At 63.0% G+C, this 15,985-nt stretch carries 13 protein-coding genes; 7 read left to right on the top strand and 6 right to left on the bottom strand.

Going from position 1 to position 15,985, the window contains the following annotated elements; all coding sequences use genetic code 11:
- Positions 1–90: 90 nt before the first annotated feature.
- Together J3P97_RS20190 and J3P97_RS20185 are read right to left on the bottom strand one after the other, a co-directional pair.
- Positions 91–1,080 (bottom strand): 2-hydroxyacid dehydrogenase, encoded by a 990-nt coding sequence (locus J3P97_RS20190; protein WP_434629041.1) that lies wholly within the window; start codon positions 1,078–1,080, stop codon positions 91–93.
- A 66-nt stretch (positions 1,081–1,146) separates the two neighbouring features.
- Positions 1,147–3,897, bottom strand: a complete 2,751-nt coding sequence (locus J3P97_RS20185; protein ID WP_434601579.1) for a response regulator — start codon at positions 3,895–3,897, stop codon at positions 1,147–1,149.
- Between the two features lie 215 nt (positions 3,898–4,112).
- Between J3P97_RS20185 and J3P97_RS20180 the strand changes: the two genes are divergently transcribed.
- The 7 genes from J3P97_RS20180 to J3P97_RS20150 all read left to right on the top strand — a co-directional run bounded on the left by J3P97_RS20180 (position 4,113) and on the right by J3P97_RS20150 (position 12,584).
- Positions 4,113–4,835: a response regulator transcription factor gene (locus tag J3P97_RS20180; protein ID WP_434672630.1), complete on the top strand. Its 723-nt coding sequence runs from the start codon at positions 4,113–4,115 to the stop codon at positions 4,833–4,835.
- Positions 4,822–6,243 carry a histidine kinase sensor domain-containing protein gene (locus J3P97_RS20175; RefSeq protein ID WP_434672629.1) on the top strand — a complete coding sequence of 474 codons (1,422 nt, stop codon included), beginning with the start codon at positions 4,822–4,824 and terminating at the stop codon, positions 6,241–6,243. The genes J3P97_RS20180 and J3P97_RS20175 overlap by 14 nt, the downstream gene beginning before the upstream one ends.
- A gap of 186 nt (positions 6,244–6,429) precedes the next feature.
- Positions 6,430–7,332: a cysteine synthase CysM gene (cysM, locus tag J3P97_RS20170; RefSeq protein WP_305499413.1), complete on the top strand. Its 903-nt coding sequence runs from the start codon at positions 6,430–6,432 to the stop codon at positions 7,330–7,332.
- On the top strand, positions 7,332–8,702 hold the full coding sequence (rlmD, locus tag J3P97_RS20165; protein ID WP_434672628.1) for a 23S rRNA (uracil(1939)-C(5))-methyltransferase RlmD: 1,371 nt from the start codon (positions 7,332–7,334) through the stop codon (positions 8,700–8,702). The genes cysM and rlmD overlap by 1 nt, the downstream gene beginning before the upstream one ends.
- A 101-nt stretch (positions 8,703–8,803) precedes the next feature.
- Entirely contained in the window at positions 8,804–11,050 is a 2,247-nt protein-coding gene (gene relA / locus J3P97_RS20160) for a GTP diphosphokinase (protein WP_305499415.1), read from the top strand.
- A gap of 134 nt (positions 11,051–11,184) precedes the next feature.
- Positions 11,185–12,018, top strand: a complete 834-nt coding sequence (gene mazG / locus J3P97_RS20155) for a nucleoside triphosphate pyrophosphohydrolase (RefSeq protein WP_434656334.1) — start codon at positions 11,185–11,187, stop codon at positions 12,016–12,018.
- A 26-nt stretch (positions 12,019–12,044) separates the two neighbouring features.
- Positions 12,045–12,584 carry a DUF2058 domain-containing protein gene (locus J3P97_RS20150; RefSeq protein ID WP_305499418.1) on the top strand — a complete coding sequence of 180 codons (540 nt, stop codon included), beginning with the start codon at positions 12,045–12,047 and terminating at the stop codon, positions 12,582–12,584.
- A gap of 137 nt (positions 12,585–12,721) precedes the next feature.
- Here the strand turns inward: J3P97_RS20150 and J3P97_RS20145 are convergent, their stop codons facing one another.
- The 4 genes from J3P97_RS20145 to purM form a co-directional block, all read right to left on the bottom strand.
- A complete protein-coding gene (locus tag J3P97_RS20145) occupies positions 12,722–12,916 on the bottom strand; it encodes a hypothetical protein (RefSeq protein WP_434601573.1) in 195 nt (64 codons plus the stop codon).
- A gap of 370 nt (positions 12,917–13,286) precedes the next feature.
- Positions 13,287–14,000 (bottom strand): DUF3108 domain-containing protein, encoded by a 714-nt coding sequence (locus J3P97_RS20140; protein ID WP_305499421.1) that lies wholly within the window; start codon positions 13,998–14,000, stop codon positions 13,287–13,289.
- 8 nt (positions 14,001–14,008) lie between these two features.
- Positions 14,009–14,659, bottom strand: a complete 651-nt coding sequence (purN, locus tag J3P97_RS20135; protein WP_434672627.1) for a phosphoribosylglycinamide formyltransferase — start codon at positions 14,657–14,659, stop codon at positions 14,009–14,011.
- Positions 14,659–15,717 (bottom strand): phosphoribosylformylglycinamidine cyclo-ligase, encoded by a 1,059-nt coding sequence (gene purM / locus J3P97_RS20130; protein ID WP_434672626.1) that lies wholly within the window; start codon positions 15,715–15,717, stop codon positions 14,659–14,661. Before purM ends, purN begins: the two co-directional genes overlap by 1 nt.
- Positions 15,718–15,985: the final 268 nt, after the last annotated feature.

The raw sequence follows: 15,985 nt of genomic DNA, 5'->3' as shown, positions 1-15,985 counted from the left end.
CGAGCCTGCTCGCGAAAGCGGCGCCTCAGTCGATCGATGTGTGGCTGACACACCGTCTTCGCGAGCAGGCTCGCTCCCACAGGGGATGAGTCAGCCGTCCACCAGATTCTGCGGAGCGCCAGCCGCCCAGGCGGCGATGTTGTCGAGGGTGGTGGTGGCAATCGCGGCCAGTGCTTCGCGAGTCAGGAACGCCTGGTGTGCGGTCACCACGACATTGGGGAAGGTCAGCAGCCGCGCGAGCACGTCGTCCTGCAACGGCAGGTCGGAGCGGTCCTCGAAAAACAATTCGGCCTCTTCCTCGTAGACATCCAGCCCCAGGTAACCCAGCTGGCCGCTTTTCAGCGCTTCGATCAGTGCCGGCGTATCCACCAGGCCGCCGCGTCCGGTGTTGATCAGCATGGCGCCGCGTTGCAGGGTTGCCAGGGAATGAGCATTGATCAGGTGTCGGCTCTGGTCGTTGAGCGGGCAGTGCAGGCTGATGATCTGCGCCTGCGCCAGCAGATCGGCCAAAGGCAGGTAGCGGGCCCCCAAGGCTTCGACCTGAGGGTTGGGGAACGGGTCGTAGGCCAGCAACTGGCAACCGAAACCGGCCATGATCCGGGCGAAGGTCGCGCCGATCTGTCCTGTGCCGACCACGCCCACGGTCTTGCCCACCAGGTCGAAGCCGGTCAGGCCATTCAGGCTGAAATTGCCGTCCCGGGTGCGGTTGCAGGCGCGGTGCAGGCAGCGGTTCAAGGCCATGATCAATGCCACCGCATGTTCAGCCACCGCATGGGGCGAGTAGGCCGGCACCCGGGCGATGCTCAACCCCAGACGCTTGGCGGCGGGCAGGTCGACATGGTTGAAGCCGGCCGAGCGCAGGGCAATCAGCCGGGTGCCGCCGGCCGCGAGTCGTTCCAGCACCGGCGCGCTCAGGTCGTCGTTGATGAAGGCGCACACCACCTCGCACCGTTCGGCCAGGGCCACGGTGTCGAGGCTCAGGCGTGCCGGCTGGAACTGCAATTCAAGGCCGGCAGGTACGGCGGCCTTGCTGAAACTGTCACGATCGTAGGTCTGGCTGCTGAATAGAATTGCACGCATGGCGGCCTCCTGGCGCTGGGATGAACCGAGCTTAACAGCCATTGTGCCGGTGACCATTGCGCTGGGTCAGGCGCTGATGCGCGCCTCGCTAGCCAGCCTGTGGATGGCACGGTCCAGGTCGTCCAGGGCCGCGGCAGCCCGCGGGTCTTGCTGCTTGAGCAAGGTTTCGCTGCGCTGGCAGGCGGCGCGCAGTTGCGGTACGCCGCAATAGCGCGTGGCCCCGTGCAGGCGGTGGACCCGTTCGATCAGCGCGTTGTGGTCGTTGGCCTCGCTGGCCTGGCGGATCGCTTCGCGGTCGGCTTCAAGGGAAGCGAGCAACATCGCCAGCATGTCCGTCGCCAGGTCGGCCTTGCCGGCGGCCAGGCGCAGGCCTTCCTCGTGGTCGAGCACCAGCAGCTCGCTGCTGCCTTGGGCATCAGCGCCCCGATCCGGGGTCTGGTTGCGCAGCGCCAGGCCGGTCCACTTGAGTACGACCTGGGCCAATTGCCGCTCGCTGATGGGCTTGGTCAGGTAGTCGTCCATGCCGCTTTGCAGCAGGGCCCGCTTCTCGTTGGCCATGGCGTGGGCGGTGAGGGCGACGATCGGCAGTGGAGTGCAATGCCGCTCGCTTTCCCATTGGCGGATCGCTTCGGTGCTCTGGCGGCCATCCATGCCGGGCATCTGTACGTCCATCAGGACCAGGTCGAAGGTTTCCTTCTGCACGGCCTTGACCGCCGCGTAACCACTTTCCACCGCCAGCACCCGGGCGCCCATGTCTTCGAGCAGGGTCTGCACCAGCAGCAGGTTGGCCGGGTTGTCGTCCACGCACAACACCTTGGGCGCGCGGCTGGCCACCGGTTCATTGGGTTCGGTGCGGGTCGGGCGCGGGTTGACCAGGTCGGAAAGCGACCGGCGCAGCTTGCGGGTGCAGGCCGGCTTGGCCTGCAATTGACTGTGGGGGTTGGGCACCGAGAGATGGAACAGCGTCTGTTCGGTGGTGGGGCACAGCACCAGCACCTTGCAGCCCAGGTGCTCGAGGTCCCAGATGTGCTGGTTGAGACGCTCCGGCGGCATGTCGTTGCTGGTGATGCCGAGCACGGCCAGGTCAATCGCCTGGTCCGTCTGGTGGGCGACGGTGACGCCGTTGGTCAGGTTTTCCAGGGTATTGAACGGCGTCACCTGCAAACCGCAGTCCTCCAACTGGTGCTGCAAGGCCTGGCGGGCCAGCTCGTGATTTTCCAGAACCGCCACGCGGCGCCCCAGCAGCGGCGGGCCGGGCAGGTCTTCGGCGTCGTCGCGGGTCTTGGGCAGGCGCAGGCTGATCCAGAACTCCGAGCCTTCGCCCGGCGTGCTGTCGACGCCGATCTCACCGCCCATCTGTTCCACCAGTCGCTTGGAAATCACCAGGCCCAACCCGGTCCCGCCGGGCTGCCGGGACAAGGAGTTGTCGGCCTGGCTGAAGGCCTGGAACAGCGCCCGCACGTCCTGGCTGGACAGGCCGATGCCGGTGTCCTGGATGCTGATGCGCAACTGCACGCTGTCTTCGTGCTCATCTTCGAGCATGGCGCGGGCGACGATGGTGCCTTCACGGGTGAACTTGATGGCGTTGCTCACCAGGTTGGTGAGGATCTGCTTGAGCCGCAGCGGGTCACCCACCAGCGACAACGGCGTGTCGCGGTAGACCAGGCTCACCAGCTCCAACTGTTTGGCGTGGGCGGCGGGGGCGAGGATGGTCAGGGTGTCCTGCAGCAGGTCCCGCAAATTGAAGGGGATGCTGTCGAGCACCAGCTTGCCGGCCTCGATCTTCGAGAAGTCGAGAATCTCGTTGATGATGCCGAGCAGGCTGTCGGCGGATTTTTCAATGGTGCCCAGGTAGTCGAGCTGGCGAGGGGTCAGCTCGCTTTTCTGCAATAAATGGGTGAAACCGAGGATGCCGTTGAGCGGCGTGCGGATTTCATGGCTCATGTTCGCGAGGAATTCGGACTTGATCCGGCTCGCTTCGAGCGCTTCCTTGCGGGCCAGGTCCAGTTCGATGTTCTGGATCTCGATGGTTTCCAGGTTCTGGCGCACGTCTTCGGTGGCCTGGTCGATGCTGTGCTGCAACTCTTCCTGGGCATTCTGCAAGGTGCCGGCCATGCGATTGATACCCGACGCCAGCTCATCCAGCTCCTGGCTGCCCAACGGTGGCAGGCGGGTTTCCAGATGCCCGTCCTTGAGCTGCGCCACGGCCTGCTTGATCTGGCTCAGCGGTCGATTGATGGTGCGGCCCATGCGCAGGGCCAGCAGCGCGGTGCAACCCAGGCCGGCGGCGATCAGCAACAGGCTGGCGAACAGGCTGCGGTAACCGCGCAGCAACATGCCGCTGTGGGACAGCTCCAGCTCGACCCAGCCCAGCAGGCGATCGGCTTCTTCGGGAATCAGTTCGCCAGCCAGGTTGCGATGCTTGCCGAACACCGGCAGCAGGTAGCGTGTGGCGTCGTTGCCGGTGCGTTGCAGCAGTTGGCTGCTGTTGCCCTCCGGCGCCCGGTTGAGCATGGTCGGGCCGGCATGGGCGAGCGGTGTGCGGTCGGGGGCGAGGAAGGTCACCGCGCGAACGTCGGCTTGCTCGAGGGACTGGGTGGCGACGCGTTCCAGCAGCTCGATGTCCTGGCGGCTCATGGCCGGAGCGACCAGCGGTGCCAATTGTTCGGCGATCATTTCACCGCGTTGCAGCAACTGAGCGTGCAGGTCCGATTGCTGCATCCAAGTGAAATAACCGCCCAGGACCAGCGCCATCAAGGTGGTCGGCAGCAGGGTGAGCAGCAGCACACGGCCTTTGATTCCCAGTTTCTTGAGCACACTTGTCTCCTGCATCCAGCGGTCCGATTGAGCTTTGCGCGCATCCGGCGCGCAACATCTGCGCAGTGTAGCGATTTGCAGGCGAGCCTTCTTCGTAAAATTCATCTCCTCGCGCATCCCGACCGACTGGCCATTTGCCGTGGCGATACACGGCGGTTGCCTGTCGGGAGCCGATCTTGAATAATCGTTCAACTGAGAATTGTTTGCAGATACTGATGAATCCCATCCCCGCTGTGCCGCCGCGCATCCTTGCCATCGAAGACGACCCCGTGCTGGGCGCTTATGTCCATGAGCACCTGGCCCGCAACGGCTTCGAAGTGACCTGGTGCCAGAACGGCCAGGATGGCCTGGATATCGCCTGCCGGCAGGCTTTCGACGTGGTGTTGATGGACATCCTGCTGCCTGGGCTGGATGGCCTCGCGGTGCTGACCCGTTTGCGCAGGAGCCATTCGACCCCGGTGTTGCTGATGTCTGCCCTGGGCGCGGAAGCGGATCGCATCAGCGGCTTTCGCCTCGGCGCCGACGATTACCTGCCCAAACCGTTCAGCATGGCGGAGTTGCGTGTGCGCATCGAGGCCATCCTGCGCCGAGTGGCGCTGGATCGGCGCCCGGCTCAAATGATGACTCTGCCCCAGGCGCAGGACCTGGACTTTGATGAGCAGCGCAGCGATGTACAGGTCCAGGGCCAATGGGCAGGGCTGACGCGCAGCGAATACCGTTTGCTCGACGTCCTGCACCGCAGCGACAGTGAAGTCCTGAGCAAGGCCTTCCTCTATCAGCATGTGTTGCAGCGCGGCTATGCACCACATGATCGCAGCCTGGACATGCATGTCAGCCAGATCCGCCGCAAGCTCAAGTCTATCGGCTACACCGCGCGGGAGCTGCGCACGGTGTGGGGCAAGGGCTACCTGTTGAGTGCCGTCGATGAAGTGGTCTGATCTGCCTGGGCGGCACTCGTTGTTCTGGAAACTGGCATGCCTGCTGGTGGCGTTCTGTCTGCTGATGATCTGGCTGAGTTGGTCCTGGGGCCGTTATATGGAGGAGCGCAACCAGTTTCTCTCGGACCAGGCCCGCGGCACCCTCACGCGTTACGCCGCCGAGGCCGAGCACGCCTGGCGTTCCGGCCGGCAGGCGGGGGTGGACCGCTGGTTGCAAGGCATTCAGCCGCGCGAGGCAAGCTGGGTGGGGGTGATCGGCCCCGACCTGCAATCGTTGAGTGGGCAGCCGTTGACCGAGAAAGAGGTCGAGCGGCTGACCTTCCTCCGTGGTCTGGATTGGCCGATCCACAAGAAGGGCCGACCATGGCTGCGGGTGCCGTTCCCCGGCGACCCGTCCGTCGGCAGCCTGGTGATCGAACTGCCCGAGCGTTTCCTGCCGGGGCAGTACCAAGTGTTCTGGCGCGTGATGACCAACGGCGTGATCCCCGGACTGTTCACCCTGTTGCTCTGTGTCGGGCTGTATCGCCTGTTGGTGGTGCCGCTCAATCAACTGCGCGAACAGGCCAATGCCTGGCGGGCCGATCAGTTGGGCGTGCGCCTGTCCAGCCGCACCACCGAGCGTGCCGATGAACTGGGCGAGCTGGGACGGGCGTTCGATCACATGTCCGAGCGGTTGCAATCGACCGTCGCGCTGCAACAGCAGCTGCTCCGCGACCTGTCCCATGAGCTGCGCACCCCGCTGAGTCGCCTGCAAGTCGCCAGCGACAGCGAGCAGGACCTGGACCAGTTGCGCGAGCGCGTCGCCCGGGAAGTCGAGGGCATGCAGCGACTGGTCGAGGACACCCTGCAACTGGCCTGGCTGGACACCGAACGCGCGCCGTTGGCGGTCGAGGCGATCCAGGTCCAGGCCTTGTGGGAAATGCTCACGGAAAACGCCTGTTACGAAAGCGGCTGGCCCAGCGCTCAACTGCAATGCGCGGTCGATGCCGATTGCTGGGTCCAAGGCAACCTCAATACCTTGGCGCAGGCTTTGGAAAACATCCTGCGCAACGCCATCCGGCACTCGCCGCCCGGCGGCGTGGTGCGGCTGGACGGTCGACGTGAGGGCGGTTTCTGGCTGCTGTGGCTTGAAGACGACGGCGGTGGCGTGGCCGAGCAGGATCTTGAGCGTATTTTCGACCCGTTCACCCGTCTCGATGGCTCTCGCCCGGGAGACGGCGGTTTCGGGCTGGGCCTGAGCATTGCCCGTAATGCGCTGGCGCGCCAGGGTGGGCGGCTGTGGGCGCAGAACGGCAGGAAGGGCTTGCGGTTGAACCTGCGTCTGGTCGCCACTCAAGCAGCCACCGCCCCCGTGGCGAGGGAGCTTGCTCCCGCTGGGGCGCGCAGCGGCCCCCTGCAACCTGCCTGACACCCCACAAAACCCGGATTGGGGCGACTTCGTCACCCAGCGGGAGCAAGCTCCCTCGCCACGGGAGTGCGTTTGGGCTGGAGCTGCTTATTCCCATAAGCCATAACCACCACACTTTGCGTGATATGGCCTCGCCGGGTTTGCCGGTATGATAGGCGCCCCCGCAGCCCGGATTGCGAATACGCCATGACTTTGCAGTACCCAACCATCGCCGATTGCGTCGGCAACACTCCGCTGGTTCGCTTGCAGCGCCTGCCTGGCGCGACCAGCAATACGCTTTTGCTCAAGCTCGAAGGCAACAACCCGGCGGGTTCGGTCAAGGACCGGCCGGCGCTGTCGATGATCACCCGTGGCGAATTGCGCGGCCAGATCCGCCCGGGCGACACGCTGATCGAGGCGACCTCCGGGAACACCGGCATCGCCCTGGCGATGGCGGCGGCGATCAAGGGCTACAAGATGATCCTGATCATGCCCGACAACTCCAGCGCCGAGCGCAAGGCGGCGATGACGGCCTATGGCGCCGAGCTGATCCTGGTGACCCAGGAAGAGGGCATGGAAGGCGCCCGTGACCTGGCCGAGCGCATGCAGGCCGAGGGCCGGGGCAAGGTGCTGGATCAGTTCGCCAACGGCGACAATCCAGAAGCCCACTACACCACCACCGGCCCGGAGATCTGGCGCCAGACCGATGGCACGATCAGCCATTTCGTCAGCTCGATGGGCACCACCGGCACCATCATGGGTACTTCACGCTACCTGAAAGAACAGAACCCGAACGTGCAGATCATCGGCCTGCAACCGATGGAAGGCTCGGCCATCCCCGGCATTCGCCGCTGGCCCGAGGAATATCTGCCGAAGATCTACCAGGCCGATCGCGTGGATCGCATCATCGACATGGCCCAGAGCGAAGCCGAAGACGTGACCCGTCGCCTGGCCCGTGAAGAAGGTATTTTCTGCGGCGTGTCTTCGGGCGGTGCCGTGGCGGGCATGCTGCGTTTGTCGAAGGAAGTGGAAAATGCAGTGATCGTCGCGATCATCTGCGACCGTGGCGACCGTTACCTGTCGACCGGCATCTTCGACGCGCCCAACTGATGGCCAAACAAGAAAGAGGCTTGCGCTTCCAGCCCAGCGGCGGAAGCCGGGCCCCGCAAGTGCCCACCGGCAAGAAGCAGCGCCTGACCATTGAACGCCTGGCCAACGATGGCCGGGGCATTGCGTTTGTCGACGGGCGGACCTGGTTTGTCATCGGCGCCCTGGCTGGTGAAGAGGTCGAGGCGCGGGTGCTCGGTGCCCACGGCAAAGTGGTCGAGGCCCGCACCGAACGGGTGTTTTCCTCCAGCGAACTGCGTCGTGCAGCGCCCTGCGTGCATGCCGGTCGCTGCGGCGGTTGCAGCGTCCAGCATTTGCCCCATGGCGAACAGCTTGCCCTGAAACAGCGCATGCTCGCCGAGCAACTGTCGCGGGTGGCCGGTGTGGAGCCGGATGAGTGGGCCGCGCCGTTGAGCGGGCCGGAGTTCGGCTACCGACGTCGCGCCCGGGTGGCGGTGCGTTGGGATCAGAAAGCAAAAAATCTTGAAGTGGGTTTCCGTGCCGTCGGCAGCCAGGACATCGTAGCCATCGGTGAATGTCCGGTGCTGGTACAGCCCTTGCAGCCGATCATGAGTCGCCTGCCGGAAATGCTCCGTCGCTTGGGCAAACCCCAGGCGCTCGGTCATGTCGAGTTGTTCGCCGGCTCGTCCCTGGCGTTATTGCTGCGGCATATGGCGCCGTTGTCGGAAGCCGACCTGACGATCCTCAAGGATTTCTGCGCGTTCCATGAAGCCCAGTTGTGGCTGCATGGCGAAGGCGAGCCGCAACCGGTCGATCCGGGCCAGGCCCTGGGTTATCGCCTGGAAAGCTGGGACCTGGAACTGGCTTACCGGCCGGGGGATTTCATTCAGGTGAACGCCGCCGTCAACGAGGCGATGGTCGCCCAGGCGCTGCAATGGCTGGCGCCTCGACCCGATGAGCGAGTGCTGGACCTGTTCTGTGGCCTGGGCAACTTTGCCTTGCCGCTGGCCAGGCAGGTGCGCGAGGTCGTGGCGGTGGAGGGCGTGCAGACCATGGTCGAGCGCGCGGCGGCGAACGCCCTCAGCAACAATTTGCATAACACTGCCTTTTTTCAGGCCGATTTATCCCAGCCTTTGGCGGGTGCCGAGTGGATCGGCGAAGGCTTTTCTGCGGTACTCTTGGACCCACCCCGTGATGGTGCTTTCGAGGTGGTGCGCAAGCTGGCCTCGCTGGGTGCCAGGCGGCTGGTTTATGTGTCGTGCAACCCGGCAACTTTGGCCCGGGACACGGTCGAATTGATCAAGCAGGGCTACCGGTTAAAACGTGCCGGGATTCTCGATATGTTTCCTCAGACGGCGCATGTCGAGGCCATGGCGTTATTTGAAGCGAGCCAGGATGGCTTGTCCGACTGACCCGTTCGTGCCGACCCGCCACAGCCCTGGGCGGAAACACGGGCAACGAAGGTCAGCGATGTGGACGCATTGAATCTGCGTCATAGGGAAGGTAAGTAAAGATGGTACAGGTGAGAGCACACCAGCCGATCAACACCGACGGCAGTATCAATCTCGAGGCTTGGCTCGATCACGCGGTCAGTATCGATCCGGCACTGGATCGCGAAGCCTTGAAGCAAGCCTGCGAGTTCGCTCGCGAGGCGGAACAGCAACACAACGCGGCGAAGAATCTGTGGTCCGAAGGCACCTCGAGTTTCCAGACGGGCCTTGAAATCGCCGAAATCCTCGCCGACCTCAAGCTCGACCAGGACTCGCTGGTCGCCGCGGTGCTGTACCGCGGCGTGCGTGAAGGGCAGATCCAGCTGCCGATGGTCAACCAGCGTTTCGGCACCGTGGTCGCCAAGCTGATCGACGGCGTGTTGCGCATGGCGGCCATCAGCGCCAGCCTCAGCCCGCGCCAGTCCATGGTCCTGGGCACCCAGGGCCAGGTGGAAAACCTGCGCAAGATGCTCGTGGCCATGGTCGACGATGTGCGTGTCGCGCTGATCAAGCTGGCCGAGCGCACCTGCGCGATCCGCGCCGTGAAATCCGCCGACGATGAAAAGCGCAACCGTGTCGCCCGTGAGGTGTTCGACATCTACGCGCCGCTGGCCCACCGTCTCGGTATCGGCCATATCAAGTGGGAGCTGGAGGACTTGTCCTTCCGCTACCTGGAGCCTGACCAGTACAAGCAGATCGCCAAGCTGTTGCATGAACGACGGCTGGATCGCGAGCGCTTCATTACCGATGTCATGACTCAGTTGCGTGAGGAATTGCAGGCCACCGGCGTGGAAGCCGATATCAGTGGCCGGGCCAAGCACATCTATTCGATCTGGCGCAAAATGCAGCGCAAAGGCCTCGAATTCAGCCAGATCTACGACGTTCGCGCCGTGCGCGTGCTGGTTCCGGAAATGCGCGATTGCTACACCGCGCTGGGGATCGTCCACACCTTGTGGCGGCACATTCCGAAGGAGTTCGACGACTACATCGCCAACCCCAAGGAAAACGGCTACCGCTCGCTGCACACCGCGGTCATCGGCCCGGAAGGCAAGGTCCTGGAAGTGCAGATCCGCACCCATGCCATGCACGAAGAAGCCGAGCTGGGGGTTTGCGCCCATTGGAAATACAAGGGCACCGACGTCAAGTCCGGGTCCAACCATTACGAAGAGAAAATCTCCTGGCTGCGCCAGGTGCTGGAATGGCACGAGGAACTGGGTGACATCGGCGGCCTGGCGGAGCAGCTGCGGGTCGACATCGAGCCGGACCGGGTCTACATCTTCACGCCCGACGGCCACGCCATCGACCTGCCCAAGGGCGCGACGCCGCTGGACTTCGCCTACCGGGTGCACACCGAGATCGGCCACAACTGCCGTGGCGCCAAGATCAACGGGCGGATCGTGCCGCTCAACTACAGCCTGCAGACCGGCGAGCAGGTCGAAATCATCACCAGCAAGCACGGCACGCCGAGCCGCGACTGGCTGAACCCGAACCTGGGCTACATCACCACTTCGCGGGCGCGAGCGAAAATCGTCCACTGGTTCAAGTTGCAGGCCCGCGACCAGAACGTTGCCGCCGGCAAGACCCTGCTCGAGCGCGAGCTGAGTCGCCTGGGCCTGCCGCAGGTGGATTTCGACAAGCTGGCTGAAAAAGCCAACATGAAGACCGCCGAGGACATGTTCGCCGCCCTTGGCGCCGGCGACCTGCGCCTGGCGCAACTGGTCAACCTCGCCCAGCAACTGGTTGAGCCGGAACGCGGCAACGAGCAACTGGAACTGATCCCGCGCAAGGCCACCGGCTACAAGCCCGGCAAGCGCGGCGACATCCAGATCCAGGGCGTGGGCAACCTGATGACCCAGATGGCGGGCTGCTGCCAGCCGCTACCGGGGGATGCGATCGTCGGCTACATCACCCAGGGCCGTGGCGTGAGCATTCACCGCCAGGATTGCGCCTCGGTGCTGCAACTGGCCGGTCGCGAACCGGAGCGGATCATCCAGGTCAGCTGGGGCCCGGTGCCGGTGCTCACCTACCCGGTGGACATCATCATCCGCGCCTACGACCGTTCCGGCCTGCTGCGTGACGTGTCCCAGGTGCTGCTCAACGAGCGGATCAACGTGCTGGCGGTCAACACCCGCTCGAACAAGGAGGACAACACCGCGCTGATGTCCCTGACCATCGAGATTCCGGGGCTGGATGCACTGGGGCGGTTGCTGGGGCGGATTTCCCAGTTGCCGAACATCATCGAGACCCGGCGTAATCGGACGCCGGGCTAAAGGTCAGGCACAGTCCAACAGTGTGGGAGCGAGCCTGCTCGCGAAGGCGGTGTGTCAGCTGGTATGTTTTGACTGATGTACCGCTTTCGCGAGCAGGCTCGCTCCCACAGGGATTTTTTGTGGTGGGATGATTGATGTACAGCCTCGAAGACCTGCTCCACCTGATGAACCGCCTGCGCGACCCGCTATACGGCTGCCCGTGGGACATCAGGCAAACCTACGCAACCATCGTCCCTCACACCCTGGAGGAAGCCTACGAAGTGGCCGACGCCATCGAGCGCGGCGACTTCGATCACCTTCAAGGTGAATTGGGCGATTTACTGTTCCAGGTGGTGTATTACAGCCAGCTGGCCCGGGAAGAAAACCGTTTCGAATTCGCCGGCGTGGTCGATAGCATCACCCGCAAGCTGATTCGCCGCCATCCCCATGTGTTTCCCACCGGTGACCTTTACGCAGCCGTGGATACCCCGCGCCTGAGCGAAGAGCAGGTCAAGCAGCGCTGGGAGGAAATCAAGGCAGAGGAGCGCGCCGAGAAGGCCTCGGTGCCCGAGCAGTTGTCACTGCTTGATGATGTACCGGCGGCATTGCCGGCCTTGTCGCGGTCGGCGAAGTTGCAGAAGCGTGCCGGCCAGGTCGGTTTCGACTGGCCGGGACCGCTGCCGGTGCTCGATAAGGTCCGTGAAGAGCTCGACGAAGTGCTCGAAGCCATGGCGGACAATGACACCGCGGCCATCAGCGACGAAGTGGGTGACCTGCTGTTCAGCGTGGTGAACCTGGCTCGACACTTGAAAGTCGACCCCGAAACGGCCCTGCGTGGCGCCAATGCAAAGTTTGAAAGACGTTTCCGATTTATCGAACAGGCATTGCGCGAGACCCACCGTCCCATGGAAGATTGCACCCTCGAAGAGTTGGACGCCTTGTGGGGCGAAGCCAAACGTCAGGAAAAGAATTTGCCCAGCTGTGGCTGAGGCCGTTGCCTAAGTGAGTAAGCACCATGAGCCTTTCCCTTCGCGACCAGTTGCTCAAAGCAGGGCTGGTCAACCAAAAGCAGGCCAAGCAGGTCGGCAAAGAGAAACAGAAGCAGCAACGCCTGGCCCACAAAGGCCAGGTCGAACTGGACGACTCCCAGCAGCGTGCGGCCCAGGAAGCCATGGCCGAGAAGGTCAAGCGCGACCAGGAGCTCAACCGCCAGCAGCAGGAAAAGGCCGAGCAGAAGGCCCGTGCCGCGCAGATCAAGCAATTGATCGAGGTGTCGCGCCTGCCGAAGCTGACCACCGATGACTACTACAACTTCGTCGACGACAAGAAGGTCAAGCGCATCTCGGTCAATGCGCTGATGCGTAACAAGCTGAGCAGCGGTTCCCTGGCGATCGTCCATCATGCCGGGAGCTATGAAGTGATCCCGCGCGAAGCGGCGCTGAAAATCCAGGAACGCGACCCCAAGCGCATCGTCCAGCTCAACACCCAGACCGAAGAAGTGGATGCCGATGATCCGTACGCGGCGTATCAGATTCCTGATGATTTGATGTGGTAAGCGGGAAAATACTATTGAGTTGAACACAAACCCTGTGGGAGCGAGCTTGCTCGCGATAGCGGCCTATCAGTGACAGAGATGTTGGCTGATGCCCCGCTATCGCGAGCAAGCTCGCTCCCACAGGTGTTTTGCGTGGTTCAGGAATGCGAGGTCTCACGCAAACGCTGCCGCTCCTCACGCTCCAGCTCGGCCTTGTAGTTGTGAGCGTCCGTCTCGGAATGGAACATGCCCACCAGCAGATCCTGTTGATGCACATCCCAGATCCGGATACCGGCGGCAATACCTTCGTGGGACATGTGGGCGTCGTCGCGTTCAGTTACTTTCACAGTCATCTTGCAAGCTCCAATCTCTGTTATCTGCAGCAAGGCGTGTGCAGGGTTTTGTTATAGATTTGGATAGCGAGCTAAGTAAATGGCCGGAGCTATTAAGAAGTTTTCATGAAGCGTGTAGCCCTCGTGCAGGCCAGGCAGGGCGCGGCGTTTGGTCGCAGGTGGTGTTCATGAAGAAAATTTCATGTCGTCAAGCGGACGCCTAACCTGTGGGAGCGAGCCTGCTCGCGAAAGCGGTGTGTCAGTCAACATCCTTGCTGGCTGATCCAATGCTTTCGCGAGCAAGCTCGCTCCCACAGGTATAGGTGGTGGGGTTGGAGTTCGGGCATTAAAAAGCCCCGCATCTGCGGGGCTTTTTTGCATTCGGCGTTGATCAGCTGCCTTTCACAGCCTTGCCGTTGACCGTACCGTCCTGGAGCATGATGTTGTACTCCTTGCCGTCGGTCTCGACTTGCTGCAGGCGTACCAGCAGGTAATCCCAGTCCTTGGCGAACCAGAGCACGGTGATGCGCTTGCTTTGTGTCGGGTCGCGCACGCGCTCGACCTTGATGGCGTCGATCTGGCCGGCCTTGGTGTCGACTTTTTCCGAACCAAGCACGCGGAAGTCATAGGTATCGATTTCACCGTCATCGACGACCTGATAACTCATGCTTTTCTTGCCGGCCGCCACGTCGTGCTGCAGGGCCAGTTGGTACGTGGATTTGTCAACCATGCCGCGATTCAATGGAAGCTTGACCGCGTCACCGCGATCGGTGCCGGTGACCATCTTGGCATTCCAGTCGAAATCCAGGTCAGCCTTCTTGGCCTTGCCCAGGCCACCGCGCTCGAAGTGATAGGACTGCGGCAGCAGGGTGTCCTTGTCCAGCGTCAGGGTGCTTTCTTCGGTCAGGCTGGCGATCATCATCGATGCCTTGAAGCTCAGCTTCCAGGTGCCGTTGGCCTCCTTGGTCAGGCTGCGCTCGGCGGTGCCGCTCATGGGCAGCTGTTTCCAGTCGGCGGTATAGCTGGCGGAGAACGGTTGAAGGTCTGCGGCCTGTGCCAGGGGCAGGGCAAGCAGAGCGCAAGCGAAGAGCAGGGCGCGACGCATAAAATCTCCTAGTATCGAATCAAATGGCCGCTGGCGGCGAGCAACTGGCCGTCCAGTGAGGCTCCGCGATCGTCGAGCGTTAGCCGGCCTTCGGCAAACCAACGCACGGCCATCGGGTAGATCTGGTGTTCGCGGGCGTGGACCCGTTGCGCCAGGCTTTGCGGCGTGTCGTGCAACTCTACCGGTATTACTGCCTGTACGACCAGTGGTCCGCCATCGAGTTCCTCGGTGACAAAGTGAACCGAGCAGCCATGCTCCGTGTCACCGGCCTCCAGCGCACGCTGGTGAGTGTGTAACCCTTTGTATTTGGGCAACAGCGACGGATGGATATTGAACAGGCGGCCTTGGTAGTGACGCACAAAACCGGCGCTGAGGATGCGCATGAAACCGGCCAGGACCACCAGTTGCGGATTGAAGGCGTCGATCTGTTCGATCAGCGCGGCATCGAAGGCCTCGCGACCGTCGAACGCCTGGTGTTCGAGGACGCGGGTATCGATACCCGCCTCCTTGGCACGTTGCAGGCCGTAGGCATCGGCGCGGTTGGAAATCACCGCGCGGATCCGGACCGGGCTGTCGCCGGTCCGTGTACTGTCGATCAGGGCCTGCAGGTTACTGCCGGTGCCGGACAACAGCACCACGACGTCACAGGTTGCGGACATCAGTGTGCCTTGAGGTTTTTCAGCTCGACCTGTGCGGCGCCTTCGGCCGCGGTGGCGATCTGGCCGATGACCCAAGGCTGCTCGCCCGCGTCGCGCAGGACGTTCAGCGCGGTTTCGACGTGCTCCTGGGCCACGCAGATGACCATGCCCACGCCGCAGTTCAGCACGCGGTGCATTTCGGTTTCATCGACGTTGCCTTTTTCCTGCAGCCAGTCGAACACCGCCGGGCGGGTCCAGCTCGCCACGTCGACCACGGCCTGGGCGCCTTTTGGCAGCACGCGCGGGATGTTGTCCAGCAGACCGCCACCAGTGATGTGGGCCATGGCCTTGACGGCGCCGGTGTCCTTGATCAGCTTGAGCAGCGGCTTGACGTAGATGCGCGTCGGGGCCATCAGCAGGTCGGCGAGTGGCTGGCCGTCGAGCTGGGTGTTCTCGATATTGGCGCCCGAGACTTCGATGATCTTGCGGATCAGCGAGTAGCCGTTGGAGTGCGGGCCGGAAGATGGCAGGGCGAGCAGGGCGTCGCCGGCGGCGACTTTCGAGCCGTCGATGATCTCGGCTTTTTCCACGACGCCGACGCAGAAGCCGGCCAGGTCGTAGTCTTCGCCTTCGTACATGCCTGGCATTTCAGCGGTTTCGCCGCCGACCAGGGAGCAGCCGGACAATTCACAGCCGGCGCCGATGCCGGTCACGACCTGGGCGGCGGTATCGACGTTGAGTTTGCCGGTGGCGTAGTAGTCGAGGAAGAACAGCGGCTCGGCGCCGCAGACCACCAGGTCATTCACGCACATGGCCACCAGGTCGATGCCGATGCTGTCGTGCTTGTTCAGGTTCAAGGCCAGGCGCAACTTGGTGCCGACGCCGTCGGTACCCGAGACCAGGACCGGTTGCTTGTAGCCGGCCGGGATCTCGCAGAGGGCGCCGAAACCGCCCAGGCCGCCCATGACTTCCGGGCGCGCGGTGCGCTTGGCGACGCTCTTGATGCGTTCGACCAATGCTTCGCCGGCGTCGATGTCTACACCGGCGTCCTTGTAGCTCAGGGAGGGTTGCTTGCTCATGATCCAGGCCTTTAAAGGGGGGATTTCTGGGTAACGACCGATCGCCGGGGCCATTGAATAACCGTTGTACGAATTATTCCGGGTGCCCAGCCATTGCCGGTCTGCGAAGGCGCGCGATTTTATCAGGCTTGTGGACCAGCGGCCATCCTCGCGCCGACGGGCAGGGACATATCCGCCAAAAAAAACCGTTATTTCTTGTATTGGTACTGGGCGACGCGTCTGTATAAGGTGTAGCGGTAAGCGGCTATGGTTATGACAGTAGAAAACT

The sequence above is a fragment of the Pseudomonas sp. R1-15 genome, from assembly GCF_051132085.1.
Classification (GTDB): domain Bacteria; phylum Pseudomonadota; class Gammaproteobacteria; order Pseudomonadales; family Pseudomonadaceae; genus Aquipseudomonas.
The sequence above is the reverse complement of the archived record's forward strand: the minus strand, read 5'-3'. Positions and strand labels throughout refer to the sequence as shown.

Bases quoted from the DNA above. Each gene is read 5' to 3' on its own strand.
- J3P97_RS20175 (WP_434672629.1), top strand. From the start codon at position 4,822: ATGAAGTGGTCTGATCTGCCTGGGCGGCACTCGTTGTTCTGGAAACTG.
- purN (WP_434672627.1), bottom strand. From the start codon at position 14,659: ATGTCCGCAACCTGTGACGTCGTGGTGCTGTTGTCCGGCACCGGCAGT.
- J3P97_RS20180 (WP_434672630.1), top strand. From the start codon at position 4,113: ATGAATCCCATCCCCGCTGTGCCGCCGCGCATCCTTGCCATCGAAGAC.
- purM (WP_434672626.1), bottom strand. From the start codon at position 15,717: ATGAGCAAGCAACCCTCCCTGAGCTACAAGGACGCCGGTGTAGACATC.
- J3P97_RS20145 (WP_434601573.1), bottom strand. From the start codon at position 12,916: ATGACTGTGAAAGTAACTGAACGCGACGACGCCCACATGTCCCACGAA.
- relA (WP_305499415.1), top strand. From the start codon at position 8,804: ATGGTACAGGTGAGAGCACACCAGCCGATCAACACCGACGGCAGTATC.
- J3P97_RS20190 (WP_434629041.1), bottom strand. From the start codon at position 1,080: ATGCGTGCAATTCTATTCAGCAGCCAGACCTACGATCGTGACAGTTTC.
- cysM (WP_305499413.1), top strand. From the start codon at position 6,430: ATGACTTTGCAGTACCCAACCATCGCCGATTGCGTCGGCAACACTCCG.
- rlmD (WP_434672628.1), top strand. From the start codon at position 7,332: ATGGCCAAACAAGAAAGAGGCTTGCGCTTCCAGCCCAGCGGCGGAAGC.
- J3P97_RS20150 (WP_305499418.1), top strand. From the start codon at position 12,045: ATGAGCCTTTCCCTTCGCGACCAGTTGCTCAAAGCAGGGCTGGTCAAC.
- mazG (WP_434656334.1), top strand. From the start codon at position 11,185: ATGTACAGCCTCGAAGACCTGCTCCACCTGATGAACCGCCTGCGCGAC.
- J3P97_RS20140 (WP_305499421.1), bottom strand. From the start codon at position 14,000: ATGCGTCGCGCCCTGCTCTTCGCTTGCGCTCTGCTTGCCCTGCCCCTG.